Genomic DNA, 18097 nt, shown 5'->3' with positions numbered 1-18097 from the left:
TGGCGGCAGCCGCGCCGCCACCGGCAAACAGCGGCAGGCTGACTTGAATGCCGATGCTGTCGGTGTCGTATTTCTGGTTGTAGCTGCTTTCCGAGTCGGAGTTGGTCAGCCGTGAGCTGGCGTACAGGCTCAAGGTCGGCAGGTGGCTGGCGCGGCGTTGTTCGCGCTGCTGCTCGGCCACCGATAACGCGTGGCGCTGCGCAGCCAGTTCGGCGTTGGCGCTGAGGGCCAGGTCCCGCCAGGCGTCGAAACGCGCCGGCTGCAGCGGCCGCACGGCAAACCCCTCTTGCAGCGGCGCCAAGTCTTGCAGCGCCAGCGGCTCACCAACGATGGCCTGCAGTTCGCGCAGCGCGGCATCGAGGGCGTCGCGCGCGTCAATTTCACTGGCCAGGGCCAGGTCATGGCGGGCTTGGGTTTCCAGCATATCGGTGCGCGTGCCCTCGCCCTCATCGAACAACCGGCGGTTGAGTTGCAGGCGCTCGGCGTAGGCATGCCGTTGGGCTTGGGCCAGGCTGATTTGCTCACCAGCCAGCAAAGCTTCGCTGTAGGCCTGAAACAAGCGCACCAGCAACTCCTGGCCCTTGCCGCGAAAGCGCTCATCGGCCAACAGCGCCTTGGCTTCGCCTTCGCGGTAGCTGGCCCAGGCGCCGTAGTCGAACAACGGTTGCTGCAGGGTGAGGCTGGAGGAATAGCTGCGGTAGTCGCGGTTGTTGGTGACAGCGCCGGCTGCGGTTTGCGCGGTCACCTGCGACTCATTCCGCGCGTTGTTGTAGCTGTACGACACTTTGGGCAGCAGCGCAGCGCGGCCAATGGCGAGGTTTTCGCGGCCGGCTTCGCGTTCTTTGATGGCAGCGTGGAAGGTCGGGTCATTACGCAGCGCCAGGGCGTAGGCGTCTTGCAAAGCCAGGGCATGGGCGAGCGGGCTGACGAGCACCAGGGCGAGGGCAAGCAAACGGCTATTCATTCTTCGGCCAACGCCATATGGGTGCGGTCGAGCAGGGGCTTGAACAGGTAGCTCAGCAGCGAACGCTCGCCGGTACGGACAAATGCCTGCACCGGCATACCCGGACGAATTTCCACGCCGGCCAATTGCTGCATACCGGCCTCGCTGACCTGGGCGCGCACTTTGTAGTAGGGCTCGCCGGTCTTTTCGTCTTCCAGGCGATCGGCCGACACCAAGGTCACGTTGCCGGCCACGCGTGGGGTTTTGCTTTGGTTGAAGGCGACAAACAGCAACTCCACCTCCAGGCCCGGGTGCAGCTTATCCACCAGCTCCACCGGCGCCCGCGCATCGACCAGCAGCGGCGCATCCTTGGGTACGATTTCCATCAGTTGCGCGCCAGGGCTGATCACCCCACCTGGGGTAAATACGCTTAAACCGACCACCGTGCCGCTGGCTGGTGCACGGACCTGGGTATTGGCCAGTTCAAAGTCAGCGGCGCGCAGTCGGCTGGCCAGGTCTTGGGCTTTGAGTTGGGTGTCGCCCAGTTGCTGACGCAGGTCGCGCTGGTACTCCTCTTGCCGTTGGCCGATGCGCAACGTGGTTTCCAGCACCTGGCGCTGGGTGCGGCCGAGGTTGCCGAGGTCTTCAGCGATGGCGCCGTTGAGTTGCGCATACAGGCGCTCGCTTTCCAGCAGGCGGTTGCGCGACAGATAGCCTTCGCGCGTCAGTTCGCGCTGGCCTTTGAGTTGCTCAGCGAGCGCGGCGCGCTGCTCTTCTTTATGCGCCATGGAGTCGCGCACGCCCTGCAGCATGGCTTGGGCTCCGGCGATATTTTCCTTGAGGCCATCGACCTCCATACGCAGCGCGTCGCGGCGGCTGCTGAGCAATTGCCGCTGCAGCTGCAAGGCGCTGGCGACCCAAGGATCGCTCTCGGCGGCAACGAGATCGCTGGCAAATTGGAGGGTGGTTTGCCCGTCACACTCGGCACTCAAGCGCGCTTCGCTGGCGCGGGCGTTGATGTATTGCGCATAGAGGGACTCGCGCTGGGCGCGGGTTTGCGTGGCGTCCATCTGCACCAGCACTTGGCCGGCGCTGACGGCATCGCCATCGCGCACCAGAATGCGCTCAATCACCCCGCCCAGTTGGTGCTGCACCACTTGACGGCTGCCGGCGACCACCACATTGCCCGCTACCGGTACGCCTTTATCCAACGGTGCCAACGCGGCCCACAGGACAAAACCACCAAAACCGAGCAGCACCAGCCAACGGCCCAGCCGGGCAAAGCGGCGCTCGTCCAACTGCACCACCGGCGCCAGCGGGCGACTCTCTTCAGCAAGGGAATTCACAGCGATCCTCAAGGGTCAGGGCTTGGATGCATCCAAGCGGTAGTGGGTGCTGAAACTGGGGGCCACCACAGTGGCCGGCCTTGGCGTTTCCACCCGTGGCGCGGGCGCAGCAACGCGCTGCAATTCCTGGGTGACCCGCGCAGTGGGGCCAAACGCCTGCATTTGCCCGGCACGCAGTACCAACAGGTTGTCGACGCCGGCCAGCAGGCTGGATTTATGGGTGATCAGCACTACGGTGCTGCCGTGTTTTTTCAACGCGGAGATGGCGGCGAGCAAGGCGCGCTCGCCGTCCTCGTCGAGGTTGGAGTTCGGCTCATCAAGCACCACCAGCGCTGGCAAGGCATACAGGGCGCGGGCCAAACCGATGCGTTGACGCTGCCCGCCGGAAAGCCCGGCGCCGCCCTCGCCCAATGCAGTGTCGTAGCCGTTAGGCAATTTCAGGATCAGCTCATGCACGCCGGCATGCCGCGCGGCCTCGACCACCCGCTCGGCATCCACGGCGCTAAAGCGCGCGATGTTTTGCGCGATGCTGCCGGCGAACAGCTGTACGTCTTGCGGCAGGTAGCCGATATGCGGGCCGAGTTGGACTTTGTCCCACTGCTGCAAATCAGCACCGTCCAAACGCACCTTGCCAGCCGCCGGCAGTGCCGCGCCCACCAGCAAACGCGCCAGCGACGACTTGCCCGAACCCGAAGCACCAATCACCCCCAACGACTGCCCGGCCGCCAAGGCAAACCCGACATTGCTTAAGCACTGACGGCGTGTGCCCGGCGCGAAGGCGCTGAGCTGTTCAACGCTTAACGCGCCCTTGGGTGTCGGCAATGGCATACCTGGCAGGCGTGCCGGCTGCGCCTGCAACAGGGCGAGCAAGCGTTCATAGGCCTGGCGCGCTGAGGCCCATTGGCGCCACACAGCAATGACCTGGTCGATGGGTGCCAGCACCCGCGCCATCAGAATGGAACCGGCGATCATCATGCCCGGCGTAATCAACTGCTCCAACGCCAGCCAGGCGCCAAGGCCGAGCACCAGTGATTGCAGAGTCATCCGCACGCCCTTGGACCAGGCGCTGACCACCGCCATGCGCTCGCTGGCCAGGTTCTGCCGCGCGAGAAAGCCTTGGTGTTGCGCGAGCCAGCGGTTGCGCACCGCATCGAGCATGCCCATGGCCTCGATCACCTCGGCATTGCGCAGGTTGGCGGCGGCCTGCTGGGTAGCGGCCATCGACAGCTGCCCGGCCTCGGCCAATGGCGCGCGGGTCAGGCGCTCGTTAAGCCAAGCCAAGCCCATCAGCAGCAACGCACCGACCACCGCGAGCAAGCCCAACCAGGGGCTGAAGAGAAAAATCACCGCCAGGTAGAGGGGAAACCACGGCGCATCAAAAAACGCGAACAACGCATTGCCGGTGGCGAATTGGCGCAGGCTGGTGAGGTCGCTCAAGGCTTGGCCGGCGTTGCCTTTACCGGTCAATAAACCGGCCTCGAAGCTGGCGGCAAACACCCGCGCATTCAGGCGCATATCCATCTGCGCACCGAGGCGAATCACCACTAGGCTGCGCACCCACTCCAGCACCCCCATAAACACAAACAGGCCCACCACCATCAGGCTGAGCATAAGCAGGGTCATCTCGTTGCCGGAGGCCAGCACGCGGTCGTATACCTGCAACATATACAGCGCCGGCGCCAACATCAGCAGGTTGATCACTGCCGTGAACAAGCCGATGTTGGCAAAGCCGGCGCGGTAGGCGAACAGCGCGTGCAGCACTTCATTCGGCGCCGCAGAATTGGATGACGACATGCTTTACCCCAAGGCGGCCACGCCGGCGTTGACGCCTGCCACGCGCAGCCACAGAATTCGGAACCCCAACCCAGGCCCCGCAAAAGACAGGGGTTGGGGGTGATACCAAAAGGCGAATGGAGGAGTGATCTTCCATTCGCTTTTTTTTGCCTGCCTGTTGCTGATCAGGCCGCCAGGGCGAAGTCTTCGGCGGGCGCTTGCACACCCACTGCCTCCGCTGGCGAAACGCTCAACGGGCCGGCAGCCAGCGCGGCAGCAACAACGTCGAAGGTGTCGTCGGTGTCGACGCCATAGGCAGCCAGGATGGTGTCCAGCGCCGAATCCAGGGCGGTGGCGTCGCCGCTCATCAGGCCGTAGATAACTTCGTGCACCACGCCGTCGTGGCCTTCGCTCAGGGCGCTGGACAGACCCAGACCGTTGAAGCTGACTTCCTGATCACCTGGGGCGAAGTAGAAGCCGGAGGTGTTTTCCGCCACGTCAGTGCCCAAGGAGATGCTGTCCAGGCTGCCGTATACGGTGTGGGCAGGTGGCGAGAACAGCGAGTAGGTCAGGCTGCCACCGGCGATAAAGCCGGCGTCGCTGTTCGGGCTGCTGAGGGCGTACTGGGTGCCGCTCAGGGAACCTGGGTAGAAACCACCGGTGTTCACGCCATCTTCAACTTCACCGATACGGTGGTCGGCATCACCGAAGTAACCGGCCCAGTCGGCCAGGTAGTCGGCGATGGTCCAGCTGGCGTAGGTGGTGTCGTAAGTAATGGAAAGGCTCATGCAATTTCTCCAATTGAGGTTTTACGTTGTGGATGTTTCACATCGTTCCGCCGTGCTACAGCCCGCTGCACAGCGGCTTTGCCCTCCATGGGCAAATTCCGGTTGGGGTTAAAAGGTGTATTCCACAGTGCCCTGCAAGGTGCGGCCACGGCCGAGGGTGAAGGCCAGTACATCGCCCAGCGGCACCAGGTAGGCGCGATCTGTGAAGTTATCCAGGGCCAGGCGCAGGGTCAGGGCGTCGGTGGCTTTGTAGCTGCCGTACAGGTCGTAAACGGTGTAGGTCTTCCAGTCGGCCGGGTACACCTGATCGGCAGCGGCGGCGTCGCTGGCATCCAGCGCATAACCTTCGCTGTAACGAGCACGGACGCCGATATCCAGGGTTTGGTTGAGCAAGCGGGTGCCAAGGGTCAGGCTGCCGCGGTCCATGGGCATATGTTCTGCGGAGCCCATGATTCCACCGCACTTGACTGCGGCATTGGCGGCCTCGTTCGGCACGTAGCCAATAACCGGCGGACGCCGACCGGTGCCGTTAACCGCCGTGAGCGCGCCACCCAGCCATGCTTGTTTTTTGCAGTACTCGTTATCGCCAATCATGTGGGTGTAGGTGAAGTTGCTGTAGTAGGCGCCCATGTCGTAGTCGAGTTGGTATTCCACGCCGCGAAAACGCGTGCTGCTCTGGTCATTGACGTAGGCCGTGGTGCCCAGGCTGGAAATGCCTACGCCAGGACGCTGCAGGCCGATACCCAAAAATACGAAGTCGTCGATGCGGGTGTCGAAATACGAGACCTTGGCGCCTAATGCGTCGCCGTCGGCCAGCAGGTTTTCCTTGAGGATGTTGAAACCCACCTCCCACGACTGCGAGCTTTCCGGTTTCAGAAACGGGTTGGGGTACAGGCTTTCGGTGCCGCCGCTATGGGGCCGGCCGGAGACCAGGGTTTCGGTTACCGCCGGCGGACGCCAACCTTCGCCGTAGCTGGCGAACAGTTGCAGCCAGTCCACGCCAGGCTTTATCGCGATGCCAAAGGTCGGCGAAAACTGGCCTTCTTGGCGATCAACGTCGTAATTCAACGGCACGCTGTAAGTAGGGTTACCGGTGGTATTGAGGCGATACAGGGTGTAGCTCAAGCCGGTTTCGCCCTGTAGACGATAGCGGTCGTAACGCAGGCCAGCGCTTAGGGTCAGCCAACCGTCGTAGTCGAATTCAAGGTTGGTAAACAGGCTGCCCATGGCGCGTTCGCCCTTGGGAGTCAGGCCTTCGGAGGCTGGAAAGTCCACAGCCGAGGTGGCGGCCACGGCCTGGTTGGAGTCGGGCCGGACTTTGTCGAGAAAATATTCCAGGCCGTAGTTGGCCTTGAGGTTGCTGCTATCGCCGAGGACGAAGGTGGAGGTGTTTTGTAACTGCGCGCCGTAGGTTTTGGTCTGGTAGGTCACCTGGTAACCGGCCGCAGTTCGGGTAGGCAGTGCGGTCTGCTCGTTGCGGTTGTCGACGTAGTAAAACTTGGCCTTGAGGTCGAGCAGTGGGTTGTCCGGGCTGTAGCTGTAGTCGATGGCATAGTTCTGCGACAGCACATCGCTGCTGCCATTTTTGTTCCACAGGTTGTCATTGGCGACGTCCATGATGCTGGCATCGTCGTAGCTGACGTGGGTGCGCAGGTAGCTGAACTGCACGCGCTGGTCGTGCGGCAGATTGAGGCCAAACTTGGCCAGGCGCGATTTCATCACGGAGCCTGAGTAGGCCACGGTGGTGTTTTTTACCCGCTCTTCAATGCCTGGGTTATAGCCGGAGCCGGTACGCAGCTCGCCAATTTCGCCGTTTGTACCGGGGTCATAATCGCCCAGATGCCGTTCACTGGCAGCGACCAGAATGTCGCCAATTTCATTGCCCAGAGCAAAGGCGCTGCTACCGATAAAGTCGGTGCCATTGGCGTAACCACCCAGGCCCGTGGTGGCACGAATGCGGCCGCCAAACTCTTTGCCTTCGTGGATAAAGTCGCGGGCGTTCAGGGTGCTGAATTCGGCCACGCCACCAATCACCCCGGCACCGCCCATGCCCGAGGTGGCGCCCTTCTCCACCGTAACGCCGCTGAGCAGTTCGGGGTCGATATACATCGTGCCGTTGCGCTGCTGATGGCCGCTTTGCTGGAAGTTCTGGCGCATGCCGTCGATGTTCATATTGACCCGGCCGTAGTCCTGCACGCCGCGAATATTCACCGACAGACCGGGGTCTTGCTGACTCACGGCGGTGTACACGCCAGAGGTTTGCTCAAGCATATCGGCGGCATGCCGGGGCGGGTTGCGGTTGATCTGCTCCTGGCTGATAACGCTGACCGAACGCGGCGACTCATACACCCAGGCCTCCTGCAAACGCTGGCCATTGATGGTGGTGGAACCCAGCTCCAGAGCGCTGCCCACGTCAAACTGGCGCTCCAGGCTGACTTGGCGCGCGCCGGTAAAGCGGTAGTTAACCGGCATGCCGCGCAGCAGCATGGCCAAGCCGTCCTGCACGCTATAAGCGCCTTGCAGTGTTTGCGCCTGCAGCCCTGCCAGCTTGCTGCTGTCGAAAAACACCTGGACACCGGCTTGCTCGGCATAGGCCAGCACCGCACTGCCCAACGGTTGGGCGGGGATGTCGAAAGTGATCAGTGCGGCTTGATTGGCAGCCTGCGCAGCGGCCGCTTGCGCATTAACGACTGCGCCCATCAGCAACACCCAACCGGCAAAACCCGCGTGCAAAACACGGCGTAGTGGCTGGGAAATCTGTGCTTTGTTTTTCACGTTTACGGCTCGCTCAGGTCGGCTTGTTGTTGTCGGCTAATGAAAATGAATCTCAACAAAGCAGACGAGCGAGCAAGGAAAAGTCAGTAAGCGATTTATGAAAAAAACCCGAAAATAAAAACGGCGGCTCGATAGGCCGCCGTCTAGCACGCAGATTTGGCCTGGTTTTAGTACAGCAAGGTCATACCTGGCAGATCGATACGGCTGGCGTGCAACTCGCTGGCGACGGTGGCCAGGGCATCGTCGAGGCTGTCCAAGCGAAACACACCGCTGACTTCGCGCTGGGCCAGGTTTTTGTCGCTGATCATCAGCCAACCGGGCCGATAACGGTTCAAGCGCTCGGCCACTTGCGCCAGTGGCACGCGGTCGAACACCAACACCCCACGCTGCCAACTGCTGGCGCGCGCCACGTCGAAACCTGGCAGCGTTTCGATGCCGTTTTCCTGGCTGTAATGAGCGGCTTGGCCTTCTTGTAGAACCTGATTGCGCGCCGGGTTTTGCAGACTGAGTTCGACGCTGTGCTCAAGCACACCCATCCAGGCGCCTTTGTCGTCCTGACTGACAACAAACTTGGTGCCCAAGGCGCGGCTACTGCCGCCAGCGCTTTCGACGATAAACGGCCGCTGTTCATTGCCGCCGATGGGCGCCACGTCAAAGCTGGCGTCGCCGCTGAGCAGGCGGATACGCCGCTCCTTGTCGGTGTAATGCAGGTCGATGGCGCTCTTGGCGTCGAGCTGAGCGACGCTGCCGTCGGGCAAGGTAATGCTGCGGATTTCACCTTTGCCGGTAGCGTGGTCGGCGAGCATGGGGGTGAGCAACGGTGCGCCCTGCTGCAGGCCGAGCAGCAGCAAGACGCTGGCCGCAGCACTGCCTATCCAGCGGGTAATGGGCACAGGTTTACGCACCGGCAAGGCAATCGGCTGATTGTGCGCGGCGGCTTGCTGGCCCAGCTCAGCGAGCAGGCTCCACGTGGCACGGGCGTAGTCCAGCGCGGCGCCGTGGGCCGGGTCTTGGGCGAGCCAGTGCTGCAATTCATCGTCCCGGGCGCCGCTTGATTCGCGCGCGTCCAGGCGCACCGCCCAGTCGGCAGCCTCCTGGCGAATCTGCTGCTCTCGCGTGTTGTGGCTAATCACGTTGTTCTCTCGAATTTCTGCGTTCGAATTTGTCGTTATAGGTATGCAGACGTCTGAGCCATAAAAAGTCAGTAAACCGTTTATCCATCAACGCTGCTGCAACCGCTCAGTGATATACGCCAGCGCCTTGGCCAGGTGCTTTTGCACGGAACTGTCAGAGATGTCCAGCTGGCGCGCCACTTCGCTATGGGTCAGGCCCTGAATACGGTTGAGCTGGAAAATTTGCTGGGTACGCGCGGGCAATTCGGCCATGGCGGCGCGTAACAGTTGCAGGCGTTGTTCGGCATCCAGGGCGTCGTCCAGCGCTGGGCGTTCGTCTTCGATATGGGCCAGGGCTTCGTGGGGCTGGCTGTCAGTGCGGCGCCGTTGTTGCTGGCGAATATGGTCGACCAACAGGTTATGCGCGGTGCGGTAGAGGTAGGCCTGGGAGTTGTCGATGGCCTCCTTGCCCTGCTGCTCGGCCAGGCGTAGGAAGCTTTCCTGCACTAAGTCCGCGGCCAATTGCGGGTCGCGGACTTTACGCGTGAGCAGGCCCTGCAACGTACGCGCGTGCTTAAGGAACAGGCCTTTGAGGTCGGTCTCGGCCACGCGCACTCCAACATCCAATACCAGGAAATAGGGGCGCCATGCTAGACAAGAAGAGAACCTGTTGCAATTGCGATCAGTTGTTAACTAACCCCCTTATGGTTATTGCGCGAGCAAAAAGTAGTGATCCACCAACAGCGCGATAAACAACAAGAACAGGTAGTAGATGCTGTATTTGAAGGTGTTGATGGCCGCATGGGGTTTGCTGTCGTGGTACAGCACCCAGCTCCATTGCAGAAAGCGCGCGCCCAATGCCACGGCGCAGACCAGGTACAGCAAGCCGCTCATATGGATGACATACGGCATCAGGCTGACCGCCAGCAGCACCAGGGTGTAAAGCACGATATGCACCTTGGTGTAGTGCTCGCCGTGGGTGACCGGCAGCATGGGGATATCGGCTTTGGCGTATTCCTCTTTGCGGTGAATGGCCAGGGCCCAGAAGTGCGGTGGCGTCCAGGCGAAAATAATCAGCACCAGCAGCAGCGGCTCGGCGCTCATATGACCGGTAACGGCCACCCAACCGAGTAGCGGCGGCGCAGCGCCGGCCAGGCCGCCGATTACGATATTTTGCGGCGTGGCGCGCTTGAGAAAGCCGGTATAGAGCACCGCATAACCGAGCAATGAGGCGAGGGTCAGCCAGGCGGTGAGCTCGTTGGTAAAGGCCAGCAGCACCACCAAGCCAGACACCGAGAGCGCCATGGCAAAGGTCAGTGCCGCCACCGGCGATACCCGCCCTTCTGCCAACGGCCGCTTATGGGTACGCGCCATCAGCGCATCGATACGCCGGTCCACCACATGGTTGACCGCCGCCGCGCCGCCAGCACACAGGGCAATGCCCAGGTTGCCAAAGACCAACACCGTCCACGGCACTCCGGCGCGGGTGGCGAGAAACATGCCGACCAACGAGGTGATGAGCATCAGCACCACCACCTTGGGCTTGGTCAGCTCCAGGTAGTCGCGCCAAAGCGCTCTGCTGTGACGTTCGCTGAGTAGAGTAGCCATGGCATCTCTCCTTTCTTGTTATGGATTCAGGTCGCCGACTGGCGGACCCAATTGTTCGCAGGTTCAGTGGCAACGCCCGCACTCACGCGCAAGCGGTAATTGACCAGTACCAGGCTCAGCAACAACAGCGCGCCACCGGCGTTATGGGCGACGGCCACGGCCAGCGGCAGGTGCAGCACCACATTGCTTACGCCCAGGCTGATCTGCGCCGCCAAGGCCAGCACCAGCAAGCCCGCCAAACGCCCGTGGCCGCCACGCCGCAGTTGCCAGGCCAGGGCCAGCACCACCAGCGTGACGAGCATGGCGCCAAGACGGTGGGTGAAATGAATGGCGGTGCGCGCATCGCTGTCGAGCTGGCCGCCGAGGTAGTTGGGGCCGATGTGTTGGCTTAGGTGAAAGCCGTTGGCGAAGTCCATCTCTGGCCACCACTGCCCGTGGCAGGTGGGCAAGTCGATACAGGCCACCGCCGCATAGTTGGAGCTGACCCAGCCGCCCAGTGCGATCTGCCCAATCACCACCAGCAGCCCCACGGCCGCCAGCCGCCGCAGCGGGGCAGGCACGGCGGGCAAACTCGGCAGCCGGCCCGACAAGCGCAGCGTCAGCAGAAACAGCAGCGCCAAGGTCGTAAAGCCGCCGAGCAAATGCGCCGTGACCACCTGCGGCCACAGCTTGAGCGTGACCGTCCACATACCAAACGCCGCCTGCGCAATTACCACACCCAGCAACAGCAACGGCAGTTTCAACGGCTGCCCCGGCTCAGCGCGACGACGCACGGCAATCGCCGCCAGCGCCACAATCAACAGCCCCAGGCTGCCGGCGAAATAGCGGTGAATCATCTCGTTCCAGCCCTTGTGCGCTTCCACCGGCGCGTGGGGGAAATTCGCTTCGGCGTGGGCCAGTTGCGCCTCGCTGGCCGGCACGCTGATAAAGCCATAGCAACCTGGCCAGTCGGGGCAGCCGAGGCCGGCGTGGGTCAGGCGGGTGTAGGCGCCCAGCAGTACGACCACTATTGCCAGAACCGTGGCTAACAACGCGAGGCGATATCCGGGTTTGGCCATCGTCAGTTCCCTTGGTGATCAGCCGATATTCGACAGTTTCAGCAACAGGCGCAGGTCATTGAGAATGGCCTTGCCCTTGGTTTTGGCGCTGTAACGCAGCACCAGATTGCCGTGGGGGTCGACCAGCCATAGCTGCGGCTCGGCACCAGTGCTGGGCGCAGCCTTGTTGTAAGCCTGGGTGTCGAGGCCATAGCGGCCCAGGCGCGGATAGTCGCGGGCCAGTTCGGTGTTGTAGTCCTCACTCACCGGCTGCGCGGTGGCCAAACCGTGGGTGGCGCGCGAGGCCTCGCGGCCCAGGCCGATCTGAATTTGCCGGGCCAGGTACACCAGCTGCTTGCAGTCATCGGCGCAGGCGGCGGGAGCGGTCACCAGAATTTGCCAGGTGTCGACGTTGTCGCCCTGCACGCCCAGGTCCGTGCGGCTTTGCCCGTTGCCGATCAGCTCGCCGCTGTAGTTGCGCCCTTCCGGCACCCAGAAGCGGAACTGGTACATGCAGGTGGCCAACACCATCGGGCCGATGGTCAGCGCCAGCAGCAAAATCAGCTGCAAGCGCCCTTGGCGGCGCGGCGCGCTCTGCGGCATGGGCAGGCTCGATGAACTCATGGTTGCTCTCCTAAGCGAGGCTCACGCGCAGGGGCCGCGTGAAAACCGAGGTAGATAAATAAGCCCAGCAGCGCCGCCGCCAGGGCAAACCATTGCACGGCATAGGCCTGGTGGCGCTCGGGGCCCATGGCAACGATTGGCCAGTCGGCCTGGTACGCGGCCGCGCTGGGTTGCAGACGTACTTCATAGGCCAGCCCAGCGCGCCCCAGCTGTTGCCAGAGCACTTGCGGATGCACGGCGTTAACCAACAGCGGCCACTGATTGCTAGGCGCATCGGCTTGCAATTGAAAGGTTTCGCCCGGGGGCACATAGACCCAGGCATCCAGATTCTGCATTGCTGGCGGGGTGCTGAATTGCGCCGCGTTACGCCGATCCGGCCACGGTAGCCAGCCTCGGTTGACCAACAGCCACAGGTCGCTGGCCTGGTCGTAGAAGGGTTGCAGTAACTCGACGCCGGCCTTGCCGTCACGCGTGCGGTTGTCGAGCAGCACGCTGTGTTGCTGGTCAAAATGGCCGCTCAGGTGTACCCGGCGATAGGCCGCATCTTTAGTGTTTTCCAGCTCAAGAATGCCCATGGGTTCGGCAGTGCGCCGTGCCTCATAACTGGCCAACAACTGGCGTTTTTCTTCCGCCCGCGCCAGTTGCCAGAAACCCAGCAGCACCAGCACTGGCAGCAGTGCCGCGACCACCAGACTGGGCAGCCAACCAGGGCGAAAGCGCCTCAACGGGCGCTCCCGAACACTGGCAGGTGACTGGCTATACTCCACGGCATTCCCCTTCCCATTGGCGAGTCTCACACCATGCTCAAAGCAGCCATCGTGTTTATGCTGTTGGCCACTGTTGTCAGCCTGTTCAGCGGCTTGTTCTTTCTGGTCAAAGACCAAGGCAACTCATCGCGATTGATCAGCGCCTTGACCATTCGCGTGGTCCTTGCGGCGCTGACGTTGGCCCTGGTGACCTGGGGCTTTTACAGCGGCCAGCTGGTTAGCCACGCCACCTGGTAACAGGCCGAACAATCACGTTTGTGTGCTGTGCGCACCATTGCGGTCGCAAAAACGATCGCTTGGTGCGCACAGCACACCCTACGAGCCCGGCGTTTACAGCACGTACACGAAGATAAATAAGCCCACCCACACCACATCGACAAAGTGCCAATACCAACTGGCCGCCTCGAAACCGAAGTGTTGTTTTTCATCGAAATGGCCACGCAGGATGCGGATCAGCATCACCGCCAAAATCAGCGTGCCAATGGTGACGTGGGCGCCGTGAAAGCCGGTGAGCATAAAGAACGTGGCGCCATAGATGCCCGAGCCCAGGGTCAGCCCCAGCTCGTGATAGGCCTCTACATACTCCACGGCCTGCAAGGTGAGAAAGCTCAAGCCCAAGAGAATGGTCAGCCCCAGCCACGCCTTCAGCGCGCCGCGTTTGCCATGGCGTAGGGCGTGGTGTGCAAGGGTCACGGTGACACTGGAGCTGACCAGCAAAATGGTGTTGATCAGCGGCAAGTGCCAGGGGTCGATAACGTCTTTGGGCGCCGGAAACAGTTTTGGATCGGGGCTATTTAGCAGCGGCCAGGTGTATTCAAAATTCGGCCAGAGCATATGCGCTACACCCTTGGCGCCCTCACCGCCCAACCAGGGGCCAGCCCAGGTGCGCACGTAAAACAGCGCGCCAAAGAAGGCGATAAAAAACATTACCTCGGAAAAAATAAACCAGCTCATGCCCCAGCGGAACGAGCGGTCCATTTGCGAGCTGTACAGGCCCTGGCGGCTTTCTTTGATCACCGCGCTAAACCAGCCAAACAGCATGTAAGCGACCATCAGCCCGCCGATGGCGAAAATCAGTGGGCCGTGGGATTCCGGCCGCGCCGCTTTCAGGTCGTTAAACCAGGTGCCCAGGCCGTACATGGTGGTGAGCATGCCGATGGTGGCAATGATCGGCCACTTGCTTTGCGCCGGAACGTAGTAGTGCTCGTAGTCGGAGTTGGGGCTCTTTGGCAGGGCCTCGTCGTGCGTCGCCATCTTATTGTTCTCCTTGTTTTACACCGCTTACTTGGCCGCTATCGGCGCATGGCGAGCGGTGATGTCGAACAGCGTGTAACCGAGGGTCAGGTGGTAGACATCCTTGGGCAGATCACGGTCGACGATGAAGCGCACCTTCATTTCTACGCGTTCACCGGGTTGCAGCACTTGCTGGTTAAAACAAAAGCACGCGGTTTTATGGAAATAGGCCGCCGCTTCCGACGGCACAATGCTGGGTATCGCCTGCGCCGCCATCGGTTTATCGGTGGGGTTCTGGGCAATAAAGGTCATCTCGTTGACCGCCCCTGGGTGCACCACCAGGTCCGCCGCCACCGGGTGAAAATCCCAGACCATGTCGGCGGCATTGGTGGCCAAAAACTGCACCTTCACCTGCCGGGCTTCATCCACCTGTTGTTGCTCGCCGGAATACTGCCCGGCGGTTTTGCCGTTGATGCCAAAGGCTTTACACATCACGTCGTAGATCGGCACCAGGGCAAAACCAAAGGCGAACATCACCACCACTAACAACAGCAGGCGGGAGACCAGTTTTTTGGTGGCGATGCCTTCGCTCATGGCTGGCTCACTTGATTTCCGGTGGCGTGGTAAAGGTGTGGTACGGCGCTGGCGAAGGAATGGTCCACTCCAGCCCATCCGCACCATCCCAAGGCTTGGCCGGCGCGGGTTTGCCGCCGCGGATGCACTTGATCACGATAAACAGAAAGAGGAACTGGGTAGCGCCAAAGCTAAAGGCGCCAATGGAGGAGACCATATTGAAATCGGCGAACTGCAGGTTGTAGTCCGGAATACGCCGTGGCATGCCCGCCAGCCCAACAAAGTGCATGGGGAAAAAAGCCATATTCATGCCGACAAACGACAGCCAGAAATGCAGCTTGCCGAGGGTTTCGTCGTACATATGCCCGGTCCACTTGGGCAGCCAGTAATACGCGGAGGCGAAGATACCGAAGATCGCCCCGGGCACCAGCACGTAGTGGAAATGCGCCACCACAAAGTAGGTGTCGTGGTACTGGAAGTCCGCTGGGGCGATGGCCAGCATCAAGCCGGAAAAGCCGCCGATGGTGAACAGAATCACAAAGGCCACGGCAAACAACATTGGCGTCTCGAACGTCAGCGAGCCTTGCCACATGGTGGTTACCCAGTTGAACACCTTCACCCCGGTCGGTACGGCGATCAGCAAGGTGGCGTACATAAAGAACAGCTCGCCCACCAGCGGAATACCCACCACAAACATATGGTGGGCCCAGACGATAAACGACAAGAAAGCAATCGAGGCCGTGGCGTACACCATCGACGTGTAGCCAAACAGCGGCTTGCGCGAGAACGCCGGAATGATCGAGCTAACGGCGCCAAAGGCCGGCAAGATCATGATGTACACCTCGGGGTGGCCGAAGAACCAGAACACATGCTGGAACAGCACCGGGTCACCGCCACCGGCAGCACTAAAAAAGCTGGTGCCGAAGTGGATATCCATCAGCATCATGGTCACGCAGCCCGCCAGTACCGGCATTACCGCAATCAGCAAGAACGCGGTGATCAGCCAGGTCCAGACAAACAGCGGCATCTTCATCAAGGTCATGCCAGGGGCGCGCAGGTTGAGGATGGTGGCGATCACATTGATCGCGCCCATGATCGAGCTGATGCCCATCAGGTGAATGGCGAAGATAAAAAACGTCACGCTTTCCGGCGCGTAAGTCGTGGATAACGGTGCGTAAAAGGTCCAGCCAAAGTTCGGTCCGCCGCCGGCAGTGAACAGGGTGCTGATCAACAGGCCAAAGGCCGCTGGCAGCAACCAGAAGCTAAAGTTATTCATCCGTGGCAGGGCCATATCCGGCGCCCCCACCATCAGCGGAATCATCCAGTTGGCCAGGCCGACAAAGGCCGGCATCACCGCACCAAACACCATCACCAAACCATGCATGGTGGTCATCTGGTTAAAGAACGCCGGCTCGACAATTTGCAGCCCCGGCTGGAACAGCTCGGCGCGAATCACCATGGCGAACGAGCCGCCAATCAGAAACATGGCAAAGCTGAACCACAGGTACATGGTGCCGATGTCTTTGTGGTTGGTGGTCAACACCCAACGCATCAGGCCTTTGGCAGGGCCATGGTGGCCGTGGTCGGCGGCGTGCCCAGCATGGCCAGGCTCAATCACTGCACTCATGATGGGTCTCCTATTTGTTCGCCTGTTTCAGGGCCAATACGTCTTTCGGGGTGACCATGTCACCGACGTTGTTGCCCCATGCATTACGTTCGTAGGTGATTACCGAGGCGATATCGACCTCCGACAGTTGCTTGCCGAACGCGGCCATGGCCGTGCCTTGCTTACCGAAGAAGACGATATGCAGGTGGTCCTCTTTTGGCCCGGTGGCAATCTTCGAGCCCTTGAGTGCCGGGAACATTGGCGGCAGGCCCTGGCCTTCAGCCTGGTGACAGGCGGCGCAGGTGGTGTGGTAAATCTTGTCGCCGCGCTCAACCAGCTCTTCGCGGGTCCACTCCTTGCTGGTCAGCTCCTTCATGGCCAACGCTTCCTGCTTGCGCTCGTCCAGCCACTTGGCGAAGTCCTCTTTGGATTTCACCTCGACCACAATCGGCATAAAGCCGTGGTCTTTGCCGCACAGTTCGGCGCACTGGCCACGGTAGATGCCGGGCTTTTCCACCTTGGTCCAGGCTTCGTTAACGAACCCTGGAATAGCATCGCGTTTAACCGCCAAGGCCGGCACCCACCAGGAGTGGATAACGTCGGCGGCGGTAATCAAGAAGCGCACCTTGGTGCCGGCGGGAATCACCAACGGCTGGTCGACCTCCAGCAGGTAATGCTCGTCTTTCGGCGCTTGGTTATGAATTTGCTCTTGGGGGGTGGTCAGGTTGCTGAAGAACTCCACCTCCTGACCGAGGTATTTGTAGTTCCACTTCCACTGGTAGCCGGTGATCTGGATATCCAGTTCCGACTCACTGCTGTCGTAGATATTGATCAGCGTCTTGGTCGCCGGAATGGCCATCACCACCAGAATCACAAAGGGCACGACGGTCCAGAGAATCTCTACCGTGGTGCTTTCATGAAAGTGCGAAGCGACCTGGCCGGTGGAACGCCGGTGCACCAGCATCGACCAGAACATCGCGCCAAACACCACGATGCCGATGACGGCGCAGATCAGGAAGATGGTCATATGCAGGTCGAACACGGCGTTGCTGGTCGCCGTTGCCCCCTGGGTCATATTCACTGTCCAGGCAGCATGCGCAGGACTGAATACCGACCACAGCAGGAGGCCCATCCAGGCATGTGGATGTCGCATCATTGCGGGTTCCCCTTATCGTTCTTGTTATCCCGCCGGCTATGCCTGCGGCGAAGGGAGCGTCTGCTAGAAAACTGACTTAGCTGGCGCACCCATTCCTTGCCGTGGCTCAGTCCGGGTTCATCAGGTCATGTCTTTCGAGTCGGAGTATAGCCAGGGACTTTGCGCCCGCAATGTCATGGCAAAAAAGCCTGTGGCCGGCCAAGGCCTGTGCTAAAGCCCCCGGTTCTTCTGGCCTGCGACAAGGTGTAACGCTGGCGTTATAACGGGACTGTCATAAAAGTTTAGGGATTATGACAATCGCGTCTTAGCATGGGACGGGTGCCAGCTAATGTGTCTGTCTTTCCTACCTGTTTCATTTCTGAGCAGGTCCACCCCTTTACGCCATGTCCTTTGTTCGGGAGCAGTCATGAAAACCGCCGCATTGCGCGAGCTGATTCAGCGCGCACACCAACACGAAGCCCAAAGCGCCCATTTGGCCAATCAGCTCGAAGGAAAAATCGCCGACCTGCACCGCGCCATTCGCCTGCCGGCCAGCGATGAAAAAGGGGCATTAACCCGTTTTGTCGCCGCCTACATCGACCAGGTGCCAGACATTCTCGACGCCGCCAATCAGGTCGCGCGTGAAGCGGGGATTGAAGATCAGATCAAACCGGTGCTGAAAGTCGCCGAAGAATTCTTCCTTCACCCACCGGCGCTGATGGCCGGCCACGAGGGCCTCGACGGGCTGCTCGATGAAGCCTACCTGGCGCACCGCTT

General features: G+C 61.0%; 16 protein-coding genes and 1 pseudogene. 2 read left to right on the top strand and 15 right to left on the bottom strand.

Going from position 1 to position 18097, the window contains the following annotated elements; translation table 11 throughout:
- The 11 genes from AAAB16_RS23960 to AAAB16_RS23910 form a co-directional block, all read right to left on the bottom strand.
- On the bottom strand, positions 1-964 hold a 964-nt coding region (locus AAAB16_RS23960; protein ID WP_340665596.1), incomplete at its 3' end, for a TolC family outer membrane protein.
- On the bottom strand, positions 961-2295 hold the full coding sequence (locus AAAB16_RS23955; protein ID WP_340665598.1) for an HlyD family type I secretion periplasmic adaptor subunit: 1335 nt from the start codon (positions 2293-2295) through the stop codon (positions 961-963). The genes AAAB16_RS23960 and AAAB16_RS23955, both read right to left, overlap by 4 nt.
- Positions 2296-2304: 9 nt before the next feature.
- Positions 2305-4083, bottom strand: a complete 1779-nt coding sequence (locus AAAB16_RS23950; protein ID WP_340665595.1) for a type I secretion system permease/ATPase — start codon at positions 4081-4083, stop codon at positions 2305-2307.
- A 164-nt stretch (positions 4084-4247) separates the two neighbouring features.
- The gene (locus tag AAAB16_RS23945; protein ID WP_340665594.1) at positions 4248-4850 is read right to left on the bottom strand and encodes a heme acquisition protein HasA; all 603 of its coding nucleotides are present in this window, start codon (positions 4848-4850) and stop codon (positions 4248-4250) included.
- Positions 4851-4958: 108 nt separating this feature from the next.
- Positions 4959-7559 (bottom strand): TonB-dependent hemoglobin/transferrin/lactoferrin family receptor, encoded by a 2601-nt coding sequence (locus AAAB16_RS23940; protein WP_340665597.1) that lies wholly within the window; start codon positions 7557-7559, stop codon positions 4959-4961.
- Positions 7560-7792: 233 nt separating this feature from the next.
- Positions 7793-8758, bottom strand: a complete 966-nt coding sequence (locus AAAB16_RS23935; RefSeq protein WP_340665593.1) for a FecR family protein — start codon at positions 8756-8758, stop codon at positions 7793-7795.
- 87 nt (positions 8759-8845) lie between these two features.
- Positions 8846-9346: an RNA polymerase sigma factor gene (locus AAAB16_RS23930; RefSeq protein ID WP_340665592.1), complete on the bottom strand. Its 501-nt coding sequence runs from the start codon at positions 9344-9346 to the stop codon at positions 8846-8848.
- A gap of 99 nt (positions 9347-9445) precedes the next feature.
- Positions 9446-10345: a heme o synthase gene (gene cyoE, locus AAAB16_RS23925; protein ID WP_340665591.1), complete on the bottom strand. Its 900-nt coding sequence runs from the start codon at positions 10343-10345 to the stop codon at positions 9446-9448.
- Between the two features lie 26 nt (positions 10346-10371).
- Complete coding sequence (locus AAAB16_RS23920) at positions 10372-11403, bottom strand: COX15/CtaA family protein (RefSeq protein ID WP_340665590.1); 1032 nt, start codon at positions 11401-11403, stop codon at positions 10372-10374.
- Between the two features lie 18 nt (positions 11404-11421).
- A complete protein-coding gene (locus AAAB16_RS23915) occupies positions 11422-12006 on the bottom strand; it encodes a hypothetical protein (RefSeq protein WP_340665589.1) in 585 nt (194 codons plus the stop codon).
- Positions 12003-12731 carry an SURF1 family protein gene (locus tag AAAB16_RS23910; protein ID WP_340665588.1) on the bottom strand — a complete coding sequence of 243 codons (729 nt, stop codon included), beginning with the start codon at positions 12729-12731 and terminating at the stop codon, positions 12003-12005. The genes AAAB16_RS23915 and AAAB16_RS23910 overlap by 4 nt, the downstream gene beginning before the upstream one ends.
- Positions 12732-12806: 75 nt before the next feature.
- On the opposite strand from AAAB16_RS23910, the gene AAAB16_RS23905 reads away from it, so the two are divergent.
- Entirely contained in the window at positions 12807-13010 is a 204-nt protein-coding gene (locus AAAB16_RS23905) for a twin transmembrane helix small protein (RefSeq protein WP_110615494.1), read from the top strand.
- 93 nt (positions 13011-13103) lie between these two features.
- Here AAAB16_RS23905 and AAAB16_RS23900 read toward each other — a convergent pair whose 3' ends face one another.
- From AAAB16_RS23900 to coxB, 4 genes are read right to left on the bottom strand one after another with little or no spacing between them, the layout of a single operon-like run.
- On the bottom strand, positions 13104-14027 hold the full coding sequence (locus tag AAAB16_RS23900) for a cytochrome c oxidase subunit 3 (RefSeq protein WP_340665587.1): 924 nt from the start codon (positions 14025-14027) through the stop codon (positions 13104-13106).
- A gap of 27 nt (positions 14028-14054) precedes the next feature.
- Positions 14055-14600: a cytochrome c oxidase assembly protein gene (locus tag AAAB16_RS23895; protein WP_110615496.1), complete on the bottom strand. Its 546-nt coding sequence runs from the start codon at positions 14598-14600 to the stop codon at positions 14055-14057.
- A 7-nt stretch (positions 14601-14607) separates the two neighbouring features.
- Positions 14608-16206, bottom strand: a complete 1599-nt coding sequence (gene ctaD / locus AAAB16_RS23890) for a cytochrome c oxidase subunit I (RefSeq protein ID WP_340665586.1) — start codon at positions 16204-16206, stop codon at positions 14608-14610.
- Positions 16207-16216: 10 nt separating this feature from the next.
- On the bottom strand, positions 16217-17341 hold the full coding sequence (gene coxB / locus AAAB16_RS23885) for a cytochrome c oxidase subunit II (protein WP_340665585.1): 1125 nt from the start codon (positions 17339-17341) through the stop codon (positions 16217-16219).
- A gap of 406 nt (positions 17342-17747) precedes the next feature.
- Here coxB and AAAB16_RS23880 point away from each other — a divergent pair.
- Positions 17748-18097: pseudogene (locus tag AAAB16_RS23880) on the top strand (hypothetical protein); the annotation flags it as partial.

Source organism: Pseudomonas sp., from assembly GCF_037994325.1.
Lineage (GTDB): Bacteria > Pseudomonadota > Gammaproteobacteria > Pseudomonadales > Pseudomonadaceae > Aquipseudomonas.
Note: the sequence above shows the minus strand (reverse complement) of the source record. Positions and strands in the feature narration are given on the sequence as shown.